Genomic DNA, 19,676 nt, shown 5'->3' with positions numbered 1-19,676 from the left:
ACCTGGAAGTGCATTCATGCAGGTGGGCGTCGTCCAGCGCCACGGCAGTGCTTTGCGACGACCAGCGTGTCTGTACTTCCAGGTCTGCACTTTTGGCTTTGGGCGTTGCTGGGTTACTGGGTGTCAGACGGACATGGCGGGTGTAGGCACGACGGGGGCGGACCACCGGTCACGCGACAGTCTCGTATCTGGGACAGGCGGCCTAAAAGTTCCCTGGTTCATCGTTGTGGGTCACAGTAACTTGTCCTTTGTGACGCTGACCAAGCCCCAATAGGGACAGCCCCGGGAAACCGGCCTTGGGGTTTGGGAGGGCGTCGAAAAGCACGAGCGAAAGGAAGTCATGTCTGAACCCCGCGAAGTACGCGCCCCGCGCGGAACCGAAATCACCGCCAAGTCTTGGCAGACCGAAGCCCCGCTGCGCATGCTCATGAACAACCTTGACCCCGAGGTTGCTGAGCGCCCCGAGGACCTCGTGGTCTACGGCGGCACCGGGCGTGCTGCCCGCAGCTGGGAGGCTTTTGATGCCATCGTGGAGTCGCTCAAGGACCTCGAGTCCGATGAGACCCTGCTGGTGCAGTCCGGCAAGCCGGTGGGTATCTGGAAGACCAACGAGTGGGCACCGCGCGTGCTCATCGCGAATTCCAACCTGGTGGGCGACTGGGCCAACTGGGAGCACTTCCGCAAGCTCGAGGACGAAGGCCTGATGATGTACGGCCAAATGACGGCGGGCTCTTGGATTTACATTGCTACCCAGGGCATCCTGCAGGGTACTTTTGAGACCTTTGCGGCCGTGGCGAAGAAGCGCTTCAACGGCACGCTCGCCGGCACCTTGACGCTGACCGGCGGTTGCGGCGGCATGGGCGGCGCACAGCCGCTGTCCGTCACCCTCAACGGCGGCGCCTGCCTCATCGTTGATGTCGACGAGACACGTCTGAAGCGCCGCCAGCACAAGCGCTACCTCGATGAGGTCGTCACCGACCTGGATGAGGCACTCAAGCTGGTGCTCGACGCCAAGGAGAATAAGAAGCCGCTGTCTGTCGGTCTGGTAGGCAATGCCGCTGAGGTTTTCCCGGAGGTCCTGCGTCGCCAGCGTGCTGGCGAGTTCACCGTGGACATCGTCACGGACCAGACCTCCGCGCACGACCCGCTGAGCTACCTGCCCACCGAAATCACCGTGGAGGACTGGCACAACGAGGCCAAGGCAGACCCGACCACCTTCACCAAGAAGGCGCGTGAGGCCATGGCCGCCCAGGTCCAGGCCATGGTGGAATTCCAGGACGAGGGCGCTGAGGTCTTCGACTACGGCAACTCCATCCGCGATGAGGCCCGCAAGGCCGGCTACCAGCGCGCCTTCGAGTTCCCGGGCTTCGTCCCGGCCTACATCCGCCCGCTCTTCTGCGAGGGTCTTGGCCCCTTCCGCTGGGCAGCGCTTTCCGGCGACCCTGAGGACATCAAGGTCACCGACCAAGCGCTCAAGGAGCTCTTCCCGGACAACGAGCACCTGCACAACTGGCTTGATGCCGCCGAGGAGTACGTGGAGTTCGAGGGCCTGCCGGCACGTATTTGCTGGCTGGGCTACAACGAGCGCCACAAGGCTGGCCTGCTCTTCAATGACCTGGTCAAGGAAGGCAAGATCAAGGCTCCGATCGTTATCGGCCGTGATCACCTCGACTCCGGCTCTGTGGCCTCCCCGTACCGCGAGACCGAGGCCATGCTCGACGGCACCGATGCCGTGGCCGACTGGCCGCTGCTCAACGCCATGACCGCTGTCTCCTCCGGTGCCACCTGGGTATCCATCCACCATGGCGGCGGCGTGGGCATGGGCCGCTCCATCCACGCCGGTCAGGTCACCGTGGCCGACGGCACCGAGCTGGCCGCCGCCAAGCTGCGCGCGGTGCTGACCAACGACCCGGGCATGGGCGTTATCCGCCACGTGGATTCCGGCTACACTCGCGCCAAGGAAGTTGCCGACGAACGCGGCGTGCGTATCCCGATGGAATTCAAGGCCCGCGACTAGATAAGAGAGGAAAAGAAGATCATGTCCACCCTGTTTACTGGAATCTCAGAGCTGCGCACGGTGTCGGAGGCAGGCACGCTTGCCGACGCCTCCCTCATCGCCAACACCGACGGCACCATCGCCTGGATCGGACCGGAGTCCGAGGCGCCGGCCGCGGATGAGAAAGTCGACCTGGGCGGGCGCGCGGTCCTGCCGGGATGGGTGGATTCTCATACGCACATGATCTTCGACGGCGACCGCTCCGCCGAGTTCGAAGCCCGCATGGCGGGCGAGTCCTACCAGGCCGGTGGCATCGCGGTGACCATGGACGCTACCCGCTCGGCGGGGGAGGAGCGCCTGGAAAAGCTGTTGGTGGAGCGCATCGGCGCCGCCCGCCGAGGTGGTACGACGACCCTGGAGACGAAGACCGGCTACGGTCTTAATACTGAATCCGAGGTGGAGGCCGCGAAGGTGGCGGCCCGCCACGTCGATGACGTGACCTTCCTCGGCGCACACCTCGTGCCGCCGGGAGCAGAGGTCGAAACCTACCTCGACGAGGTTGTCGGCCCGATGCTGGACGGTGTGGCCGAGCACGTGCAGTGGATCGATGTCTTCTGCGAGCGCGGCGCCTTCGACGAGGGGCAGTCGCGCCGCGTGCTCGAGGCGGGCAAGGCCCGGGGCTTAGGCGTGCGAGTGCACGGCAACCAGCTCGGCGAGGGCCCAGGCGTGACGCTTGCCGTGGAGTTGGGCGCTGCCTCGGTGGACCACGTCAACTACCTCAGCGATGCCGATGTCGAGGCACTGGCTTCCTCCGATACGGTGGCTACGCTGCTGCCAGCCTGCGATCTGTCCACCCGCGAGCCGCTGGCGCCGGGCCGGAAGCTTATTGATGCCGGCGCGACCGTCGCCATCGCCTCCAACCTCAACCCGGGTACCTCGTATACCTCCTCGATGAACTTCTGCGTGACCACGGCTGTGCTCCAGCAGCACCTCACGCTCGATGAGGCCATCGCCGCCGGCACGCTGGGCGGTGCCACCGCGCTGCGCCGCCAGGATGTTGGCTCAGGTAAGGACGCGCAAGGCCGCCCGGCTAAGGGCTCGCTGGTGGTCGGTGCTGCCGCCGACCTGCATGTCCTCGATGCCCCGAGCGCTATCCACCTGGCTTATCGCCCGGGCATGCCGATGACCTGGAAGACCTTCGTGGGTGGCCGTGAAGTCTAGAACGTAAAGTCTTGCACTCTAGAGTGTAAAACTTTGTAGTCTGCGGTATTCTGCAGGCATGATGTGGACGGTTGATGAGCTCGAGGATTACCTCGAGCACTGTCGCCTTTTGCAGTCGGATACTACGACCGTGGAAGTGAAGTCGGGACGCGGGGGAATGCCGCAGTCCCTCGGGGCTACTCTGTGTGCCTTCGCCAACATGCCGCGCGGTGGCACCGTCATTATTGGAGTGGCGGAACCCGACTTTGCGGTGCACGGCGTGGACGATCCCGGCGCCATCGAAAGCGTGCTGGCGGATCAGGCACGCACTCTAGTGGAACCCGCGCCCTTCATTGAGACTCAGACCCTGTACGTCGAAGGGCGAGCTGTCGTGCTTGGACACGTCGAAGGCGTGCTGCCGCACCAGCGGCCGGCACTCTATCGGGGTCGGCCTTACCTGCGAATGGCGGATGGTGACTACGTCATGAGCGCCAATGATCTTCGCATGGTCGCGGTGGATAAGCTGCACGCTCGCGAGGCCATTGCCTATGACTCAGCACCGGTTCCCGGGTCAAACCTAGAAGTCTGTGATGCTTCGGTGCTTAAGGAGGCGGTGGCGGAGCTGCGCAGCGCCACCCCTCGTTTGCGGGGCGCGAGCGATGCCGAGCTGCTGGAGCTATTCCGCGTGGTTGATTCACAAGGGCAGCTGAGTGTGGCAGGTTTATACGCTCTGGGGCGCTTTCCGCAGGGATTCTTTCCCGACCTGCATATTTCTGCGGCCGTGCAATACCCAGCGGGGGAAGAAGGACCGCGTACCCGGAATCTGGAGGAATTCTACGGCCCTGTGCCGGATCTGGTGGATGGAGCCGTGGCGTGGGTGCACAGGAATATCGACACTGACTTGGTCTATGGCACAGATGGCCACCTGCGCGAGGTTCCAGAACTACCGCTGGAGGCTGTTCGTGAAGTCATTGCTAATGCCGTGGTCCACCGCGACCTTGGCCCAGAAAGCTTAGGCGCCGGCAAATTTGTCACTGTCCGGCTGACCCGCCAAGCACTGATTGTGACCAGCCCCGGTGGATTGCGGGGCATCTCCGTGGAAGAGCTTAGGGGAAAGATGCTGTCACCCGTCGCTGTGAACCCGCGCCTATACACATTGAGCACGAAGCTGCGGCTTGAGGACGGCGAGCGTGTCATTGAGGGCCAGGGCGGAGGAATGCGGGTGGTTTTTGAATCGCTTCGGAAAGCTGGATTGCGTCCGCCCGTCCTCATCGACACTGGTGTGCGCTTCACCGTGATCCTCTGGAGGGCAGGGCGAGGCGATGACGAACATGACGCGGCACCGCACGGCGCTAACGCTTCCTCTCTGTCTGCGTCTGCCCCAGGGCAGACGAAGAAGGAGGGCAGTGTGGTGGAAGACGGGCTCGTCGCCAAGCTCGGCGGAAACCCCGCACTTGTGCTTGCTGCGTTGCGCCGGAAGGGCGAGCTCTCGCTCGTGGACATCGTAAACAGTACGCAGCTCACCCGCGGCCAGGTGCGTTACGCGCTGGGCAAGCTTATCGAGTCTGGGCACGTCATCATGCGCGGCAAACACGGTGACCGCGCCACGCGTTACGCTGCGAAAGAGTAGCCCCTAGTGGAAAAGCTCGGGTAATTCTTCGGCGAAATAGCTAATTGGATGTTGGTACCGTACTCTGGTGTGAGCAATGAGCATTACCGATAACGCCACCGGCGGCGTCAACGAGCCGGAAGAATTCAATAAGTCGGAATCTCAGGAAAACTCGCAAGGTGGCGAAGCATTGGACGCTTCGCAGGTGTCGAATCAGGACACCGGGGCTGCGAATAACCCTGAGGACACCGGCGCTGAAGAAGAATCAGCCAACGACAACTCCCAGGGTTTTGCACACCTCGGCCTTCCCGATGACGTTCAGGAAGCCGTGTCCAAGGTGGGCTTTACCAAGCCATCCCCAATTCAGGAAGAAACCATCCCGATCCTCATGGAAGGCCGCGACGTCGTCGGCCTCGCCCAGACGGGTACGGGTAAGACCGCAGCCTTCGCGCTGCCGGTTCTCTCCCAGATCGATACCGAGGCCCGCTACCCGCAGGCTTTGGTCCTGGCACCCACTCGTGAACTGGCCCTCCAGGTAGCGGACTCCTTCCAGTCCTTCGCTGACCACTTGGGTCGCATCGAGGTTCTGCCTATCTACGGTGGCCAGGCTTATGGCATTCAGCTCTCCGGGCTGCGCCGTGGCGCCCAGATCATCGTCGGCACCCCAGGCCGCGTCATCGACCACCTGGAGAAGGGCTCCCTGGACATCTCACAGCTGCGCTTCGTCGTCCTCGACGAGGCGGACGAGATGCTCAACATGGGCTTCCAGGAAGACGTCGAGCGCATTCTTGAGGACACCCCGGAAGAAAAGCAGGTCGCACTGTTTTCGGCCACCATGCCGAATTCGATTCGCCGCCTGTCCAAGCAGTACCTCAACAATCCCGCTGAGGTCACTGTGAAGTCGGAGCGCCGTACGAATGACAACATCACGCAGCGCTTCCTGCTGACCCCGCACCGCCACAAGATGGATGCCTTCACCCGCATCCTCGAGGTCATTGACTACGATGCCATCATCGTCTTCTGCCGTACCAAGCACGCGACTGAGGACGTGGCCGATAGTCTCAAGGAGGCCGGCTACAACGCTGCTGCCATCAATGGTGATATTGCCCAGCAGCAGCGTGAACGCACCGTCGATCAGCTCAAGGATGGCCGCCTGGACATCCTGGTGGCTACCGACGTGGCTGCTCGCGGTCTTGACGTGGACCGCATTACCCACGTGGTCAACTACGACATCCCGAATGACACCGAGTCCTACGTGCACCGCATCGGCCGTACCGGCCGTGCTGGCCGCACTGGTGAGGCCATCCTGTTTGTCACCCCGCGTGAGCGCCGCATGCTGCGCTCCATCGAGCGCGTGACCAATGCCCGCTTGGAGGAGATGGACCTTCCGACCGCGGATGAGGTCAACGCTAAGCGCAAGGAGAAGTTCTTCGCTTCCATCGGCGCTTCGCAGGAGGACAAGCAGTTCGAGTTCTTCCGTGACATGGTGCGCGAGTACTCCGCGGCTGAGAACGTGGCGATGGATGATATCGCTGCTGCTCTGGCCGTGCAGTTACAGGGCGGGACGGACTTCCTGCTCAAGGAGCGTCCGGTATCCAAGAAGGACCGTCGCGAGCGCGACCGCTTCGAACGCGACGGGCGTGGCCGTGGCCGTGAGCGCGGTGGCCGCGACCGTGACCGCGGCCCGCGCCGACCGGACGGGGACTTTGAGACGTACCGGTTGGACGTCGGCAAGCGCCAGAACGTGCGCCCCGGAGCCATCGTGGGCGCGCTGGCCAATGAAGGTGGCCTGTCCTCCAAGGACTTCGGCCGCATCACCATCGCGGTGGGCCACACCTTGGTGGACCTGCCGAAGAACCTGGACCCGGCAGTGCTGGATCGTCTGAAGGACACCCGTATTTCCGGACAGCTCATCAAGATTCAGAAGGACACCGGCCGCCCACCGCGCCGGAACTTCGACGATGATCGCGGCCGCGGCGGCTACGGTGGACGTGGCCGTGGTGGACGCGGTGAGCGCGGCGGATACCGCGACCGTGACCGCGGTGGACGCGGTCGTGATCGTGGTGGGCGCCGCGGCGGCTGGCGCGACTAGTCCTGCCAGACATCGCAGCGGCCTTAATGCTGCACGAGAAAACCTCCCAAACTCTCATTGAGGGCTTGGGAGGTTTTGCTATTGAGGGCTAAACCGGAAAGTTTAGACGTACATCAGGATGGCGCAGACAACCCACAGCAGGTTGAAGATGCCGGAGAACATAGCTAGCTGCTTCTTCAGCTTGGCCACATCGGCGCTGCCCGGGCTAGCAATCGCAGCCATGGCCTTGTTCTGCTTCGGGATAACCACGACGAGCAGAATGACCCAAGCGATGACGGAGAGCAGAAGGGCAATGTGGAACTGGACCTGGGACTTGTAGGCATCCAGGTCGGTAAGGAAAACGGCCAGGCCAATAACCGGAACAATGGCGGAAATATAGCCATAGGTCGAGGTGATCTTGTTGAGGATGCCGGCGGCACCAGCAGCCGAAGCATCACCAGCGCCAGCCTTTGCCAGCTGTGCTGGGAAGGCGGAGGTGGAGATACATACGGTACCGACCAACAAGATAGCGGCGAAGGCGTGGAGGAAAATGAGCAAGCTAGTCATGGGGAGTGCGCTTTACCTTTCTGTACGGGGCTTTTCCCAGCGAAAGTCTAACGGTGCTGTGAGATGAAATCGAATCGGCACTGGTGGCGCATGACCGCATAGTCGCGGGAGGGAAGCGGGAGTTGATACTTGCGGGCCACAGCGGCAAGCCGCTGCGAATAGTCGCAACGATCAGCCGGTGGGAGCCAGTCCGCCGGCAAGGAATCGGACTTGGCTTGGTTCAAATTGCGGGCGGTAGCGACGAGGTTGAGCGGATCATTGGCGAAGGCCATTTTCTTATCACGCGGCCACGTTGATGCGCCAAGGTCCCAGGCCGCTGAGAGCGGAAAGACGTGGTCGACTTCCACGCGCGCCGGCGCCGGAGCGCGGGAATAGGGGTCATAGAGTGTGCCGTTGGTGGTCTGCGCGGCTTTGACATTATCGCGGGTTCCGGGAGCCCAGCCGCCGAAGTCATCGCGGTCATAGCCAGGGGCCTCCACGCGCGCAGGCACGGTAGTCACACCCAGGTCGGGGCCGGGGAGGAGGTGGTAGCCGCCGTAGGCCACGGTGGCTATAGAGAGGAAACCGATATAGGCCGCGCGCAGGTTCATGCACTTTTAGACTGCTGGGGTGTATGAGCGGTTCCCGAATAAGCAGGAAGCACGTGACTGTAGAAACGGGTTAGGTGGGGCAGCCATACGGCTTTTCCCAAAAGGCATTAGTCAGAAGGTTTCTTTGGGGGCAAAGGCACCTTTTAGAGGCTCGCACACGGCGTTTTCGAGGCAAAGGCACCTTTTGAGAAATGCCTTTTGAATAGAGGCTTTTGAGTAGCGACCTTGTAGAGCCATCCGAGTCAATCACAAGCGAAACCCCGCCACAGCAGTAACTGGACTGCTGAAGCGGGGTTTGCGCAGAAGGATCGGGGAGAGAGGAGGGTTACTTCTGAACCTTCTCTGCGGCCTCCTCGAAGTCCAAGTCATCGTTCTTCTCAACGAGCTTGGCCAAGCGGGTAGCCTCCTCGAACTCCTGGGTGACCTTCGCATCCGGGGCCTTGGTAGCCAGGGAAACGCCGACAGCCACGAGTAGAGCGGAGATGAAGCCCGGAACCAGCTCGTAGAGGGTATCGCCCAGCGGGCTCATGCCCCAGCCGATGGCCACGATCGCACCGGTGAGCATGCCGGCGATAGCGCCGGTGGAGTTGAGGCGCTTCCAGTACAGCGCCAGCAGGACGATTGGGCCGAAGGCGGAGCCGAAGCCAGCCCAGGCGAAGCCAACTAGGCCCAGGATCGAATCCGACGGGTTGATGGCCAGCACGGCAGCGATGATGGCGATGGCCACGACGGCGGTACGGGAGAGGTTGATCAGAACCTCCTGGCGCGGCTTCTTCTTAGCGAAGATGAGGTAGAGGTCCTCGATGAGGGAGGTGGAGACAACCAGCATCTGGGAGGACATCGTGGACATGATGGCTGCGAGAACGGCGGTCAGAACCAGACCAGCAAACAGCGGGTGGAACATGACCTGAGCCATGTCCAGGAAGATGGTCTCGTAGTTTTCCTGGTCAGTAATGGAGTGGCCGGTCTGGGTGAAGAACACGGTACCCGACAGCGCCACGAAGATAGCGCCAATCAGGGAAATCCCCATCCAGCTGACACCGTAGAAGCGGCCCGCGCGGGCATCGGAAGGCTTACGCAGCGCCATGAAACGCACGATGATGTGCGGCTGGCCAAAGTAACCCAAGCCCCAAGCCAAGTTACCGATGATGACGGCGGCGGATACGCCAGAGAACAGGGAGAAGTAATCGGGGTTCTCAATAACGCCATTGGTGGCGTAGGGGTTCTCAGCAGCGAAGCTGAAGATCTCGCCCGGGTTGTCCAAGGAGAAGAGCACCATGATCGGCACGATGATGAGGGAGGCGAACATGAGCAGGCCCTGGACGGTATCGGTGTAGGACACCGCAAGGAAGCCACCGACGAAAGTGTAGAAGACCGTCACGGCAGCCACGACGAGCATGCCGACCATGTAGTCACCGCCGAAGCTGGACTCGAAGTAACGGCCGCCAGCCACCATGCCGGAAGAGACGTAGAAGGTGAAAAAGAAGATAATGATCGCCGCCGCGATGATGCGCAGCACGCGCGACTTATCGTGCAGGCGGTTCTCAAAGAAGGAGGGGACGGTAATAGAGTTGCCGGCAATTTCGGAGTAGGAGCGCAGGCGCGGCGCGACCCACTTCCAGTTGGCCCAAGCGCCGATGAGGAGGCCGATGGCCATCCACAGCTCGGACATACCGGTCAGGAACAAAGCGCCCGGCAGGCCCATGAGCAGCCAACCCGACATATCGGAAGCGCCGGCGGACAGGGCGGCTACGAACGGGTGAAGGCCGCGGCCGGCGAGAACGTAGTCGTCATACTCATCCGTCTGCTTGTAGCTCCAGAAGCCGATAGCGGCCATGGCAAGCAGGTAGATGATCATCGCAACGACATACCAAGTGGAGTCTTGCACTGATCTCTCCTTGAGATTGAGATTAAAAAATAGGACCTCACCACGCTAACGAGGCACAAGCTCCTACCCAACTGAAAATTGGCTGGTTGACCAGTATTTGGTTACCTTGGTCACAGCTTAATGTACGGTCTTACTGGTGTTACGTCGTTATGTAACGAGACTGTAACGATTGCTTATTTGGGCTGGATTTGGGAACTTTCTGCAACCCTGACCCCCAGAAGGCGTGCTGCTAAACTGGCCCCTATGGCTTCTTACCTGCTGCATGGCCTCTGGCTGCCCGTCTCCGGCCTGAGTCTATGGATCGAACAGGTCGAAGGGCACAAGATCATCATGCCCTCAGCAGTCCCAGAGGGAACTTTCCCGGATGTGGTCGATAGCATCCTGAGCAAGAAGACCTTCCGCAACCGCGCGCGAGTCTCCCTGCGTACGCCGAAGGGCAAGGATGTCTCCCTCATGGTGCCCATGGCCATGTTCGCCCCAGATGAAGCGGTGGAAACACTGGCCAAGCTGGAATACCTCGACACCGATAGCCAAGCGGTCTCCGTGGAGCAGCGTGCGACCATCGCGCCGGATCTCCTGTGGCTCATCCGCGCCTACCGCGGGCTTTACCGTTTTGTCCGCGCCGGCCGCGTGACCATCCGCCTGTCCTACCAAGCCGGCGAGTGGTATCCGATGTGGCAGCTGGCCTCCGGTTTGGGCGAGCGCAGCTGGTTGGCGGAAATGCTGGCGTCCGCACCCGGCATCCTGTCCATTAATAACCGGGCCCTGTCTGATGATTTGGCCGATGAGCTCACGCACTGGATTGCCTATACCCAGCTGCGCCCGCAGATCGACGCCCCACGCGCTGCCCCCTGGCACGACTTCGCCCAAGCGCTGCTGAAAACCGCGCCCGTGAAGAAAGGGCGGGCGCAGCTGTTGCGCGGGCTCAACGAGTGGAAGGACTCCATTACCTCCGTCGATCTGCAGCTGGTGTTCCTCGTGGAGGAGCCACCAAATGATAATGTCGCCGTCGAGGACGCAGCATGGCCCATCCGCCTGCTAGTTCGCTCCGGTACCGATTCGCCAATGCCGGTGCGCCAAGACCAGTTGGATCGGGGGAGCGTCGAGAAGCTGCGCGAAGCCCGTCGTCACGCCTTCGATGTGGCTCCGCGGCTAAAGTACAATTCCGCGCCGGCGAGCCGGAATGCGGGGGACTGGGATGTGTACCTGACCACGGAACAGCTCGTGGATTTTGTCACCCACGACGCCGCCGCCCTGCGCAAAGCCGGCTTTACCGTGCTGCTGCCCAAGTCGTGGTCCCACATGGAGACCAAAGCCAAGCTGGAAACCACAGAGGTGCGCGATCCTGCTGATGCCGCCACCAAGGCGCACATCGGCATGGAGAAGCTGTTCAGCTATGACTGGAAGCTTTCGGTGGGGGATACGCAGCTTACCGACGCCGAAATGCACGAGCTCATCTCCTCCAAGTCCGGCCTGATTCGTCTGCGCGGCGAGTGGGTCATGGCGGATACACAGGCCCTCAACAAGATCTCGCAGTACATGCGCGAACTGGCCGATACCGCCCGTAAGCGCGCCCTAAAGGAACTGGAGCAGCTCGCCGCGACCGCGGAGATGGCCCGCCAGCTGGAACAGCCTGGCTGGGAAGAGCTCGTTGCGGAGGTGGAGCGCCGCCGCAAGGAATTCAACGAGGGCGAGCAAGAGGAAGCGGTCACGCTTGCGGACCTACGCGAGATGGCGTTGAAATCCATGGCGGAGGACCCAGTAGCGTTCACCGGATCTGAGTGGCACACCTCTTTGCTCGGTGGGATGGATAGTACCGCGCCCGACCGCGTGGAGATCCCCGATACGGTCCATGCCGAGCTGCGCGAGTACCAGCGCCGGGGCGTCGACTGGCTGTATTGGATGTCCCGCAACAATATCGGCGCGGTGCTGGCAGATGACATGGGTTTGGGCAAGACGCTGCAGCTGTTGTCCCTGCTGGCGGTAGAAAAGGCCGCCCATGAGACAGAGAGGGAAGCAGAGGCGTGGAAGCCCACCCTGGTGGTTGCCCCGACCTCCGTGGTGGGCAACTGGGCTAGGGAAGCCAAGCGCTTCGTGCCGGACTTTAAGGTCATGGTGCAACATGGCACCGGGCGCCTGAAGGGCGAGGAGCTGGTCACAGCGGCGCAGAACGCCGATATCGTCATCACCTCCTATGGCACGGTCAGCCGAGACTTCCTGACCTTGAGCAAGGTGGAGTGGGACCGCGTGGTCCTCGATGAAGCCCAAGCGATCAAGAACGCCTCCACGCGCTCCTCCAAGGCCGTGCGCGCCATCCCCTCGCGGCACCGCGTGGCGCTGACCGGTACGCCGATTGAGAACCGGCTGTCGGAAATGCGCTCCATCCTGGACTATTGCAACCCCGGGATCCTGGGCTCAGCTTCCTTCTTCCGCAACCACTTTGCCAAGGCCATCGAGCGCGAAGGAAGCGATGTCATGGCGGAGCGCCTGCGCCTGCTCACCGGCCCGTTCATCCTGCGCCGCCTCAAGACGGACCCGAATATCATCGATGACCTGCCGGAGAAGTCTGAGCAGATCATCACCGTGCGCATGACTGATGAGCAGGCTGCCCTCTATAAGGCTCTGGTCAATGACGTGGAGCAGGCTCTGGGAAAGAAGAAGGAGGGCATCTCGCGCCGCGGCCTCATCTTGGCTTCGCTGACCCGTATTAAGCAGATTTGTAACCACCCGGCGCACTTCCTGGCCGATGGCAGCGCCGTCACCATCAAAGGCAAGCATCGCTCCGGCAAGGTGGAAGAACTCATGCGGATCATCGACCAGGCCATCGAATCCTCGGAGCGCGTACTGATCTTTACCCAGTACAAGGCCTTCGGTGACGTTCTCCAGCCCTACCTGTCTGAGCAGCTGGGCTGCGAGATTCCCTTCCTCCACGGCGGGGTGAGCAAGAACCGGCGCGACCAGATGGTGGAGGAATTCCAGGCCGATGATGGTGCGCCCGTCATGCTGCTCTCGCTCAAGGCGGGTGGTACCGGCTTGAACCTCACGGCGGCGTCGATTGTCGTGCACATGGATCGCTGGTGGAATCCGGCGGTGGAGAACCAGGCCACGGACCGCGCCTTCCGCATTGGCCAGCAGCGCAACGTGCAGGTGTACAAGATGATCACCGCCGGTACCTTGGAGGAATCCATCCAGGACATCCTCGACGGCAAGACGCAGCTGGCCGGTGCCGTTGTGGGCGAAGGCGAGGGCTGGCTCACGGAGCTGAGCCCCGAGCAGCTGGCGGATCTCATGAGCTATAGGGAACAGGAGAAGTAAATGGCACCGAAGAGTCCTGAGGACAACAACGTCATCTACGCCAACTTCGGCACCCGCAAGCGCGTGAGCACGCCGGAGGAGGTCAACCGCGTCGACCGCGTGCGCACCATGCAGCCGGCGGCCACGCGCCTGCTCAACTTTGTCAACCAGCAAACGGATTCCGGTCGCATTCGCCGCGGGCGCCAGTACGCCACCGAGGGCCATGTCGTGGGCCTCGATGTGCGCAATGGCGCGGTGCACGGAAAGGTTGCGGGCTCCCAGAACGAGCCTTTCGCGGTGCTCATCCAGGTGCCCTACCGCAATAACGAGGACATCGGGCGGCTGTCGGAGATGTTCGCACGTACCCCCAACTCCGTGGCGAAGGCCAAGGAAGGCATGCTTGCCGACGCCTCCCTCGACATTCTCATCGCCGAATACCCCGACGATCTCCGTTTCTCCTGCACCTGCCCCGACCCGGAATATGTGTGCAAGCACGTCGTGGCGGTGGCGGACCGCCTCGCGGCCCGGATGGATGCCGATCCTTCCGTGATTTTTGCCCTGCGTGGCCTCGACTTCGCGCGGCTGGAACAAGCGGTCATGGAACAGGCCAAGGCGGCTTCGGAGGACTCTTTTTCCGCTTCTGCGGCCTCTGAAATCTCTGCCGAGGAACGCAATGCCTTGTTCTGGGAGGGGCGAGAATTGCCGCCCTTGCCGGAGCCCAAAACTGCTCCAGCCGTGGATGATTCCGACCCGGAACTGCTGCGCAAGGCCATGCGTTCTGTCAGCCATACGAACATAGATTTGCTTCGGGCGGTCTCCGATGTCGAGGACCTTTACTATCATCTGACGCACTAGACATTGCCACCCCAGGGCAGCGGCTTGAGCACCAGCCCTGGATAACGTTGTAGGGAGTTTGCATGGCCGCGGTCACGTTCATCCACACCTCCGATTTCCAGCTGGGCATGACCCGCTGGTTTTTAAGTCCCGCGGCGCAGTCGCGTTTTGATGATGACCGCGAAGCAGCGGTCTTGCGGCTGGGGGAGTTGGCCACCGAGACGGGTGCCGAGTTCATCGTTGTGGCCGGTGACGTCTTCGAGCACAACTCCTTGAGCAAAACCACGCTGTTGCGCGCGAAGGATATGTTCAAGCGCCTGCCGGTTCCGGTCTACTTGTTGCCCGGCAACCATGATCCGCTCGTGGCGGATTCCATCTTCTTCAACTCCTTTGCGGATAACGTGCACGTGATCGCTGATTCGGAGCCGATTGAGGTTCGCCCAGGCTTGGAGATCGTTGGTGCCCCTTACCTGTCTAAGCGGGCTAATTATGACCTCGTGCGCCGTGCGCTGGAGCCTTTAGAGCCTGCCGAGGAGGGCGCGGTTCGCATCGCGGTGGGCCACGGCCAGGTGGAATCCCGCGCGGGCGAGGGTGAGGACTCGGATGCCGATACGATCGACCTCGCCTTCGTGGAAGAGTGCCTGGATAAGGGTGTTATCGATTACCTGGCGCTGGGGGATACGCACTCCACCGAATCTCTCGGTTCTACCGGCAAGGTATGGTTCTCCGGCAGTCCGGAGACCACGGCCTTCGACGATAGGGAGCGCGATTCGGGCAACGCCTTGGTGGTGACCGTTGAGGGGGAGCGGGTGGACGTCGTCAAGCACCGCGTTGGCCGTTGGGACTTCCGGGCGATTGATGCGGACGTTAACTCACTGGAGGAGGTCGAGGCTTTTCTTGCGGAGCTCGATGCCGTTCCGGAGAAGATTCGTACCGCGGTGAAGTACAGCCTGCGTGGCACTGTGGGCTTGAGCACGCAGGCCCGTCTGGAGCAGGGCCTGGCGGAGATGGAGGAGGTCTTTGCCTCCCTCAAGCCGCGCAAGAGGACCATGGACCTGCATCTGGCGCCCTCAGAAGAAGAACTCGGCGAGCTGAGTTTGAGCGGGTACGCCGCCGATGCGCTAGCGGAGCTGCTCGAGGACCTAGATAATCCCACTGCCCGCGACGCCGCCAACCTGCTGTTCCGCCTCAGCGCGAAGGGAGCCTAAACCATGATGCAGCTGCATTCTGTTGAACTGAACAACGTCCGGGGCGTGGAGCACCTGGAGGTCAAAGACCTCCCGGAGACCGGGGTGGTGGTCATCGGTGGGCCGAACGAAGCTGGAAAGTCCACGCTGGTGGAGGCCATCGATTTCGTGCTCACGGAAAAGCACACGGCAAATTCCAAGCCGGTGAGGGCGCTCCAGCCTGCCGGCCGCGATGTGGGACCTGAGGTCACGCTGGAGGCAACCGTGGGGCCTTACCGCTTCCGTATTCGCAAGCGGTGGGTGAAGAAGCGCACCTCGGAGCTGCATGTTTTCTCCCCGCGCCCGGGCCAGTGGACCGGTGCCGAGGCGGATGGGGAGTTGGAGCGCATCCTTAGTGAGAACGTGGACCGCGCGCTTCTCGACGCCCTCTTCGTCCGCCAGGACGACCCCCACCAAGGCATCGCCGCGGTGGGCATTCCTTCCCTAACCGCCGCACTCGAAGAAGAAACCGGGGCGAGTGCCGCGGCAGAAGATTCTGAACTGCTCACGCGCATCGAAGCGGAATATAAGGAGTACTTCACCGCGAAGACAGACAAGCCGGCAGGAGACTATAAGGCTGCCATTGCTGCGCTGGCGGATGCTGAGGAGAAGCACGCTGCCGCCGAGGCCGCGCTGCGCGAACTCGACGGCGTGGTGGAGCGCTATGAAGCCGCCGAGCTGAAGAAAGCCGAGGCTGAAGCCGCTCTGCCGGCAGCCGCGGAAGAATGCGAGCGCCGTGACGGTGAGCTGCTTGCCGCTCGGGCCGCCCAGGAGAAAGTCACCGCGCAGGAGGCGGCGGTGGCTCGGGCGGCGGAGGCTGTGACGCGCGCGGAGAAGGAAGCGGAGCGCCGTAAAGCTGTGGTTGCTGAGCATGCCGCAGCTGCCGCGGCTGCTGAGCGTGCCGCCGCAGCGGTTATTCAAGCCCGCGAGCGGGCCGAGGAAGAAGCCGCCGCCCGAGCGAAGCTGGAAGAAGTGCACGCCGAGGTCCACCAGCGCTATGAGGCCGTGCGCGAGGAGCGCCAGCGCGCCCGCCGCGCGCAGCAACGCGCTGAACGCGAGGCCCTGGGTACCCGCCTCGAAGCACTGAACAAACTGGAAGAGACTTTGGCGTCCCGCCGCCGTGAACTGGCCGCGACTCCCGACGTTCCGAACCTTCAGGCCTTGGAGGACGCTGCACGCGAGGTCACCGTCCAGGAGCGCCTGCGCGCGGCTGCGGCGGCCAAGCTTTACTTTTCTGGCGAGGGCTCCTTTAGCGTCGATGGCGAAGAACGTGCGCTGGAGAGCGGTCAAGAACTGGCAGTCGAACTGCGCGAGGGCACTACGCTGAAGATCGGCGACATTACCGCCCGCTATGCAGCCGGTGCGGGCGATAGCGGTGAGGAAGGCGTGGAGAAAGCCCGCGCGGAGCTCACACGCATGCTGGAAGACGCCGGGTGCGAGGACGTGGAGGCTGCCCGTGCCACCAACGAAAAACACGTAGAGCTAGCATCCGCTGCCGATACCGCGGCCCGCGAACTCACTGCGGCGCTGGGTGGGGAGGACCTGGGTGAGTTGCGTGCTCGCTTCGAGGCGGGCGCGGCCGATGTTGAGGACACCGAGGGGCCCGGCGGCTCTACCGATTCCACCGCACAGCCGCGGGAGCTCGACGTCGTGGAGCAGGAAGAAGAGGAGCTGCGCAGGAAGCTGGATGAGCTCGACCGCGCCCTGGCACCCTACCGCGAGAACAAGGCGGGCGCCGCACTGGAGGTGGCGATGGTCCGTGCGGAGGAGGCCACGATGCAGCGTGATGCTCAGGCCGCAGCCGTAGAGGCCGCCCGCGCCCAGCTCAGTGATGCCGAGGTGACCGCCGCGATTGAGACAGCACGGACTGAGCTGGCGAAGGAGAAGGCGGCTTTGGAGGAGATGTCCACCGTGGATGTCGACACCGCAGAGCAGCTAGCTAGGGGAGCACACACGCACGTTGATTCGCTGAACGCAGCGGTCAATGCGGCGGTTGGCGATATGCGCGAGTTTAACGGGCTTATCACTATGCACTCTGGTGCAGCTGAGGATGCAGAGAAAGCTGCCGCGGAGCTCGAAGTGGCTCGTGAGCGCCATGCCGCTGTCGAGCGCCGTGCGAATGCCGCGCGCTACCTGCGTACGCTCATGCTGCGCCACCGCGACGCCGCCCGCCAGCGCTATGCTGCGCCCTTTGTCACGGCTCTTAATGGTTTGGCTCGCACCGTCTTTGGCGGTGACGTGGACTTCGAGCTCTCCGAAGAGCTCAAGGTCCAAGCTCGCAGCCGTAACGGTGAGACCGTGTCCTTCGACGCGCTCTCCGGCGGTGCTAAAGAACAGCTGAGCATCCTGACACGCTTTGCCATCGCTCAGCTAGTGTCCGGCGAACCGGTTCCCGTCGTCATCGACGACGCGTTAGGGTCTACCGACTCGCAGCGCCTTCAGCTTATGGCGGCGTTGTTCAGCAAGGCCGGGAAAAACACTCAGGTCATCGTGCTGACCTGTATGCCGCAGCGCTACTCGTGGGTACCGGGGCGCATGGACCTAGATATGGAGAGACTTACAAGCGCTTAAGTCATGGAGTGTAGGGTGTGAGCCATGACTGCGGACACTCGATGGCTCACGGAAAGCGAACAGGACCTCTGGCGGCACATTCTCGCCAGCATTCGCAAGATTAATCGCGGCATGGAGGAAACCCTCTTAGCCTGCAGCGATATCTCCGCGGCGGAGTTTGCGGTCCTCGTCTCGCTTTCGGAGGCACCCGATCACATGCTGCGTTTGCGCGAGTTGTGCTCAGAATTGGAGTGGGACCGCTCCCGCGCCTCCCACCAGATCACACGCATGGAAAAGCGCGGTTTGGTGCGCAAGGAAAAGTGCGCAGGCGATGCACGCGGCGTTGAGGTCGTCATGACTAAGGCCGGCCGGGAACGCCTGGAGGCGGCAGTTCCTGAGCACGTCGAGTCGGTGCGTCGCATGGTGTTTGATCACCTCGATCCTGCCGATGTTCCGGCGCTTCTGCGCTTTTGCAAGGGCGTCCTGTCGGAGAATAATCTTCCGGGCTATGACGGCTTCGTTCCGGACGAACGCCTGGGCCTCCACGCAGACTAGCCGTGCCTGGCGCGGGTAGAGTAGGGCCCGTCCGTTAATTCACCAGGAGGTGACCTTCCCACACCATGATGGGACAAGAACTGTTTGAGCATCCGCAGCGCCAATACGTTACGTACGGCATCACTCCCTTGAAGGAACTCAGCGTGCAGGTGGGTTCGGTTGAGGATCTGGAAGAGCTCACCGAGGAACAAGCCACCGCGCTTGAGGCAGCCCTTGAGCAGCATCCGGAGGGCGCACTAACCTTCGATGATGCCTCGCAGCTGTGGATTATTGGCGCGGAAGAAGATATTGAGAGCATGCTCCAGGACCGTGAAGACTTCGTCGAAGCGCTCAATAACAATGAGGATCCTGGGGTCTAGGCCACAGTCGGCGTCAAACTAAAGGCGGATGCGTTCTGAAAGATCTGCGTTTAACTACGGGCGGCTCTGCATAAACTGCTAAGATACTCTGTGTTAAAGGGCGAGCATCCCCCGTGCAGTGAAGAGAAGGCATTCCATGAGAATGCAGTCTGGCTAGGGGAGCTAAGTGAAAGGATTAAACATGATCGTCGAGCGCGATATGGCTCAGGAGCAGCGCGAAGCAGCTGCACGTGACAAGGCTGACGGCTGGGTATCCGTCTTCGTTCAGTGGATTCCCTCCATGCTTCTTTCCGTGGTGATGCTTGGTGCTTTGATGTTCGGCATGTACTACGTCGAGCACGGCACCCTGGACATCACCCAGCCAATCGTCAATCAGTACATCACCCAGTAAACTGGTTCACTCTCTTTCCACCGCCCGGCGGGGAGAGTAGCTTGACGTCAAGCCCCAGCAGCAATGTCTGCTGGGGCTTCGTTCTTCCAACCTGCCGCACCCCTCAACCTTGTTCCCCTGAGCCGAAAGCCACCGTGGTTTGGGGAGGGTTTCATGCATGCGCAGAACCATGCCCAGGCGGCGCAACTGCCCTAGCTGCCAAAACCATCGCGCTCGCCGCAAGATCTGGCCAGAACTTTGGCAACTAGGGCAGTGCTAAGCCTGACAGTGAGTCTCCGAGTGAGCAATTCTTCGCCCTTCGCGCTCACCGTCGGTCTCAATCAGTCGCCGTCCGCGACTTCGGTGAGCGCGAAGGGTGTATTCATCCGATAGTGTGAACGCCATGGACTCTCACATCTACGTTCGCTATCTCAACGGCCCGCTCCAGTGGCTGGGAATCATCGTTGGCCTTGCCGTCGTGGCAGCTGTGGTGCCCACAATGATCGATTCCACATGGGCAGCAGTCCTTTTCGGGCCCTTCCGGTTTTAGAGTGCGTTGATTTTGTC

The 19,676-nt window shown here is 62.0% G+C and carries 15 protein-coding genes; 12 read left to right on the top strand and 3 right to left on the bottom strand.

What is annotated here, in order from left to right:
* Nucleotides 1-340 precede the first annotated feature (340 nt).
* The 4 genes from HMPREF2781_RS06035 to HMPREF2781_RS06020 all read left to right on the top strand — a co-directional run bounded on the left by HMPREF2781_RS06035 (nucleotide 341) and on the right by HMPREF2781_RS06020 (nucleotide 6,897).
* Complete coding sequence (locus HMPREF2781_RS06035; protein ID WP_070644750.1) at nucleotides 341-2,017, top strand: urocanate hydratase; 1,677 nt, start codon at nucleotides 341-343, stop codon at nucleotides 2,015-2,017.
* 21 nt (nucleotides 2,018-2,038) lie between these two features.
* Nucleotides 2,039-3,217 (top strand): imidazolonepropionase, encoded by a 1,179-nt coding sequence (hutI, locus tag HMPREF2781_RS06030; RefSeq protein WP_070644749.1) that lies wholly within the window; start codon nucleotides 2,039-2,041, stop codon nucleotides 3,215-3,217.
* Nucleotides 3,218-3,275: 58 nt separating this feature from the next.
* A complete protein-coding gene (locus HMPREF2781_RS06025; protein WP_070644748.1) occupies nucleotides 3,276-4,826 on the top strand; it encodes an ATP-binding protein in 1,551 nt (516 codons plus the stop codon).
* A 76-nt stretch (nucleotides 4,827-4,902) separates the two neighbouring features.
* The gene (locus tag HMPREF2781_RS06020; protein WP_070644747.1) at nucleotides 4,903-6,897 is read left to right on the top strand and encodes a DEAD/DEAH box helicase; all 1,995 of its coding nucleotides are present in this window, start codon (nucleotides 4,903-4,905) and stop codon (nucleotides 6,895-6,897) included.
* Between the two features lie 102 nt (nucleotides 6,898-6,999).
* On the opposite strand, the gene HMPREF2781_RS06015 is transcribed toward HMPREF2781_RS06020, so the two are convergent.
* The 3 genes from HMPREF2781_RS06015 to putP form a co-directional block, all read right to left on the bottom strand.
* Nucleotides 7,000-7,443, bottom strand: a complete 444-nt coding sequence (locus HMPREF2781_RS06015; protein ID WP_070443704.1) for a DUF2269 domain-containing protein — start codon at nucleotides 7,441-7,443, stop codon at nucleotides 7,000-7,002.
* 47 nt (nucleotides 7,444-7,490) lie between these two features.
* Nucleotides 7,491-8,033 (bottom strand): HNH endonuclease family protein, encoded by a 543-nt coding sequence (locus HMPREF2781_RS06010; RefSeq protein WP_070443707.1) that lies wholly within the window; start codon nucleotides 8,031-8,033, stop codon nucleotides 7,491-7,493.
* Between the two features lie 325 nt (nucleotides 8,034-8,358).
* Entirely contained in the window at nucleotides 8,359-9,921 is a 1,563-nt protein-coding gene (putP, locus tag HMPREF2781_RS06005) for a sodium/proline symporter PutP (protein WP_070443710.1), read from the bottom strand.
* A 243-nt stretch (nucleotides 9,922-10,164) separates the two neighbouring features.
* Here putP and HMPREF2781_RS06000 point away from each other — a divergent pair, with 243 nt between their 5' ends.
* From HMPREF2781_RS06000 to HMPREF2781_RS12535, 8 genes are all read left to right on the top strand, one after another.
* Entirely contained in the window at nucleotides 10,165-13,236 is a 3,072-nt protein-coding gene (locus HMPREF2781_RS06000; RefSeq protein ID WP_070644746.1) for a DEAD/DEAH box helicase, read from the top strand.
* Entirely contained in the window at nucleotides 13,237-14,070 is an 834-nt protein-coding gene (locus tag HMPREF2781_RS05995; protein ID WP_070644745.1) for an SWIM zinc finger family protein, read from the top strand. It abuts the gene before it with no gap.
* A gap of 62 nt (nucleotides 14,071-14,132) precedes the next feature.
* Entirely contained in the window at nucleotides 14,133-15,257 is a 1,125-nt protein-coding gene (locus HMPREF2781_RS05990) for a metallophosphoesterase (protein WP_070644744.1), read from the top strand.
* Between the two features lie 3 nt (nucleotides 15,258-15,260).
* On the top strand, nucleotides 15,261-17,846 hold the full coding sequence (locus tag HMPREF2781_RS05985; protein WP_070644743.1) for an AAA family ATPase: 2,586 nt from the start codon (nucleotides 15,261-15,263) through the stop codon (nucleotides 17,844-17,846).
* Nucleotides 17,847-17,870: 24 nt separating this feature from the next.
* Nucleotides 17,871-18,380 carry a MarR family winged helix-turn-helix transcriptional regulator gene (locus HMPREF2781_RS05980; protein ID WP_070644742.1) on the top strand — a complete coding sequence of 170 codons (510 nt, stop codon included), beginning with the start codon at nucleotides 17,871-17,873 and terminating at the stop codon, nucleotides 18,378-18,380.
* Between the two features lie 65 nt (nucleotides 18,381-18,445).
* On the top strand, nucleotides 18,446-18,739 hold the full coding sequence (locus tag HMPREF2781_RS05975) for a molecular chaperone GrpE (protein ID WP_070644741.1): 294 nt from the start codon (nucleotides 18,446-18,448) through the stop codon (nucleotides 18,737-18,739).
* 181 nt (nucleotides 18,740-18,920) lie between these two features.
* Nucleotides 18,921-19,130, top strand: a complete 210-nt coding sequence (locus HMPREF2781_RS05970; protein WP_070644740.1) for a hypothetical protein — start codon at nucleotides 18,921-18,923, stop codon at nucleotides 19,128-19,130.
* 382 nt (nucleotides 19,131-19,512) lie between these two features.
* Complete coding sequence (locus tag HMPREF2781_RS12535; RefSeq protein WP_168163680.1) at nucleotides 19,513-19,659, top strand: hypothetical protein; 147 nt, start codon at nucleotides 19,513-19,515, stop codon at nucleotides 19,657-19,659.
* Nucleotides 19,660-19,676: the final 17 nt, after the last annotated feature.

Origin of the sequence: Corynebacterium sp. HMSC062A03 (genome assembly GCF_001811145.1) — a bacterium.
Taxonomy (GTDB): domain Bacteria; phylum Actinomycetota; class Actinomycetes; order Mycobacteriales; family Mycobacteriaceae; genus Corynebacterium; species Corynebacterium aurimucosum.
The sequence above is the reverse complement of the archived record's forward strand: the minus strand, read 5'-3'. Positions and strand labels throughout refer to the sequence as shown.

Coding starts and splice junctions, on each gene's coding strand:
- HMPREF2781_RS05970 (WP_070644740.1), top strand. CDS start 18,921: ATGATCGTCGAGCGCGATATGGCTCAGGAGCAGCGCGAAGCAGCTGCA.
- HMPREF2781_RS05990 (WP_070644744.1), top strand. CDS start 14,133: ATGGCCGCGGTCACGTTCATCCACACCTCCGATTTCCAGCTGGGCATG.
- hutI (WP_070644749.1), top strand. CDS start 2,039: ATGTCCACCCTGTTTACTGGAATCTCAGAGCTGCGCACGGTGTCGGAG.
- HMPREF2781_RS05980 (WP_070644742.1), top strand. CDS start 17,871: ATGACTGCGGACACTCGATGGCTCACGGAAAGCGAACAGGACCTCTGG.
- HMPREF2781_RS12535 (WP_168163680.1), top strand. CDS start 19,513: ATGGACTCTCACATCTACGTTCGCTATCTCAACGGCCCGCTCCAGTGG.
- HMPREF2781_RS06015 (WP_070443704.1), bottom strand. CDS start 7,443: ATGACTAGCTTGCTCATTTTCCTCCACGCCTTCGCCGCTATCTTGTTG.
- HMPREF2781_RS05995 (WP_070644745.1), top strand. CDS start 13,237: ATGGCACCGAAGAGTCCTGAGGACAACAACGTCATCTACGCCAACTTC.
- HMPREF2781_RS06000 (WP_070644746.1), top strand. CDS start 10,165: ATGGCTTCTTACCTGCTGCATGGCCTCTGGCTGCCCGTCTCCGGCCTG.
- HMPREF2781_RS06020 (WP_070644747.1), top strand. CDS start 4,903: ATGAGCATTACCGATAACGCCACCGGCGGCGTCAACGAGCCGGAAGAA.
- HMPREF2781_RS05985 (WP_070644743.1), top strand. CDS start 15,261: ATGATGCAGCTGCATTCTGTTGAACTGAACAACGTCCGGGGCGTGGAG.
- HMPREF2781_RS06035 (WP_070644750.1), top strand. CDS start 341: ATGTCTGAACCCCGCGAAGTACGCGCCCCGCGCGGAACCGAAATCACC.
- HMPREF2781_RS05975 (WP_070644741.1), top strand. CDS start 18,446: ATGATGGGACAAGAACTGTTTGAGCATCCGCAGCGCCAATACGTTACG.
- HMPREF2781_RS06010 (WP_070443707.1), bottom strand. CDS start 8,033: ATGAACCTGCGCGCGGCCTATATCGGTTTCCTCTCTATAGCCACCGTG.
- HMPREF2781_RS06025 (WP_070644748.1), top strand. CDS start 3,276: ATGATGTGGACGGTTGATGAGCTCGAGGATTACCTCGAGCACTGTCGC.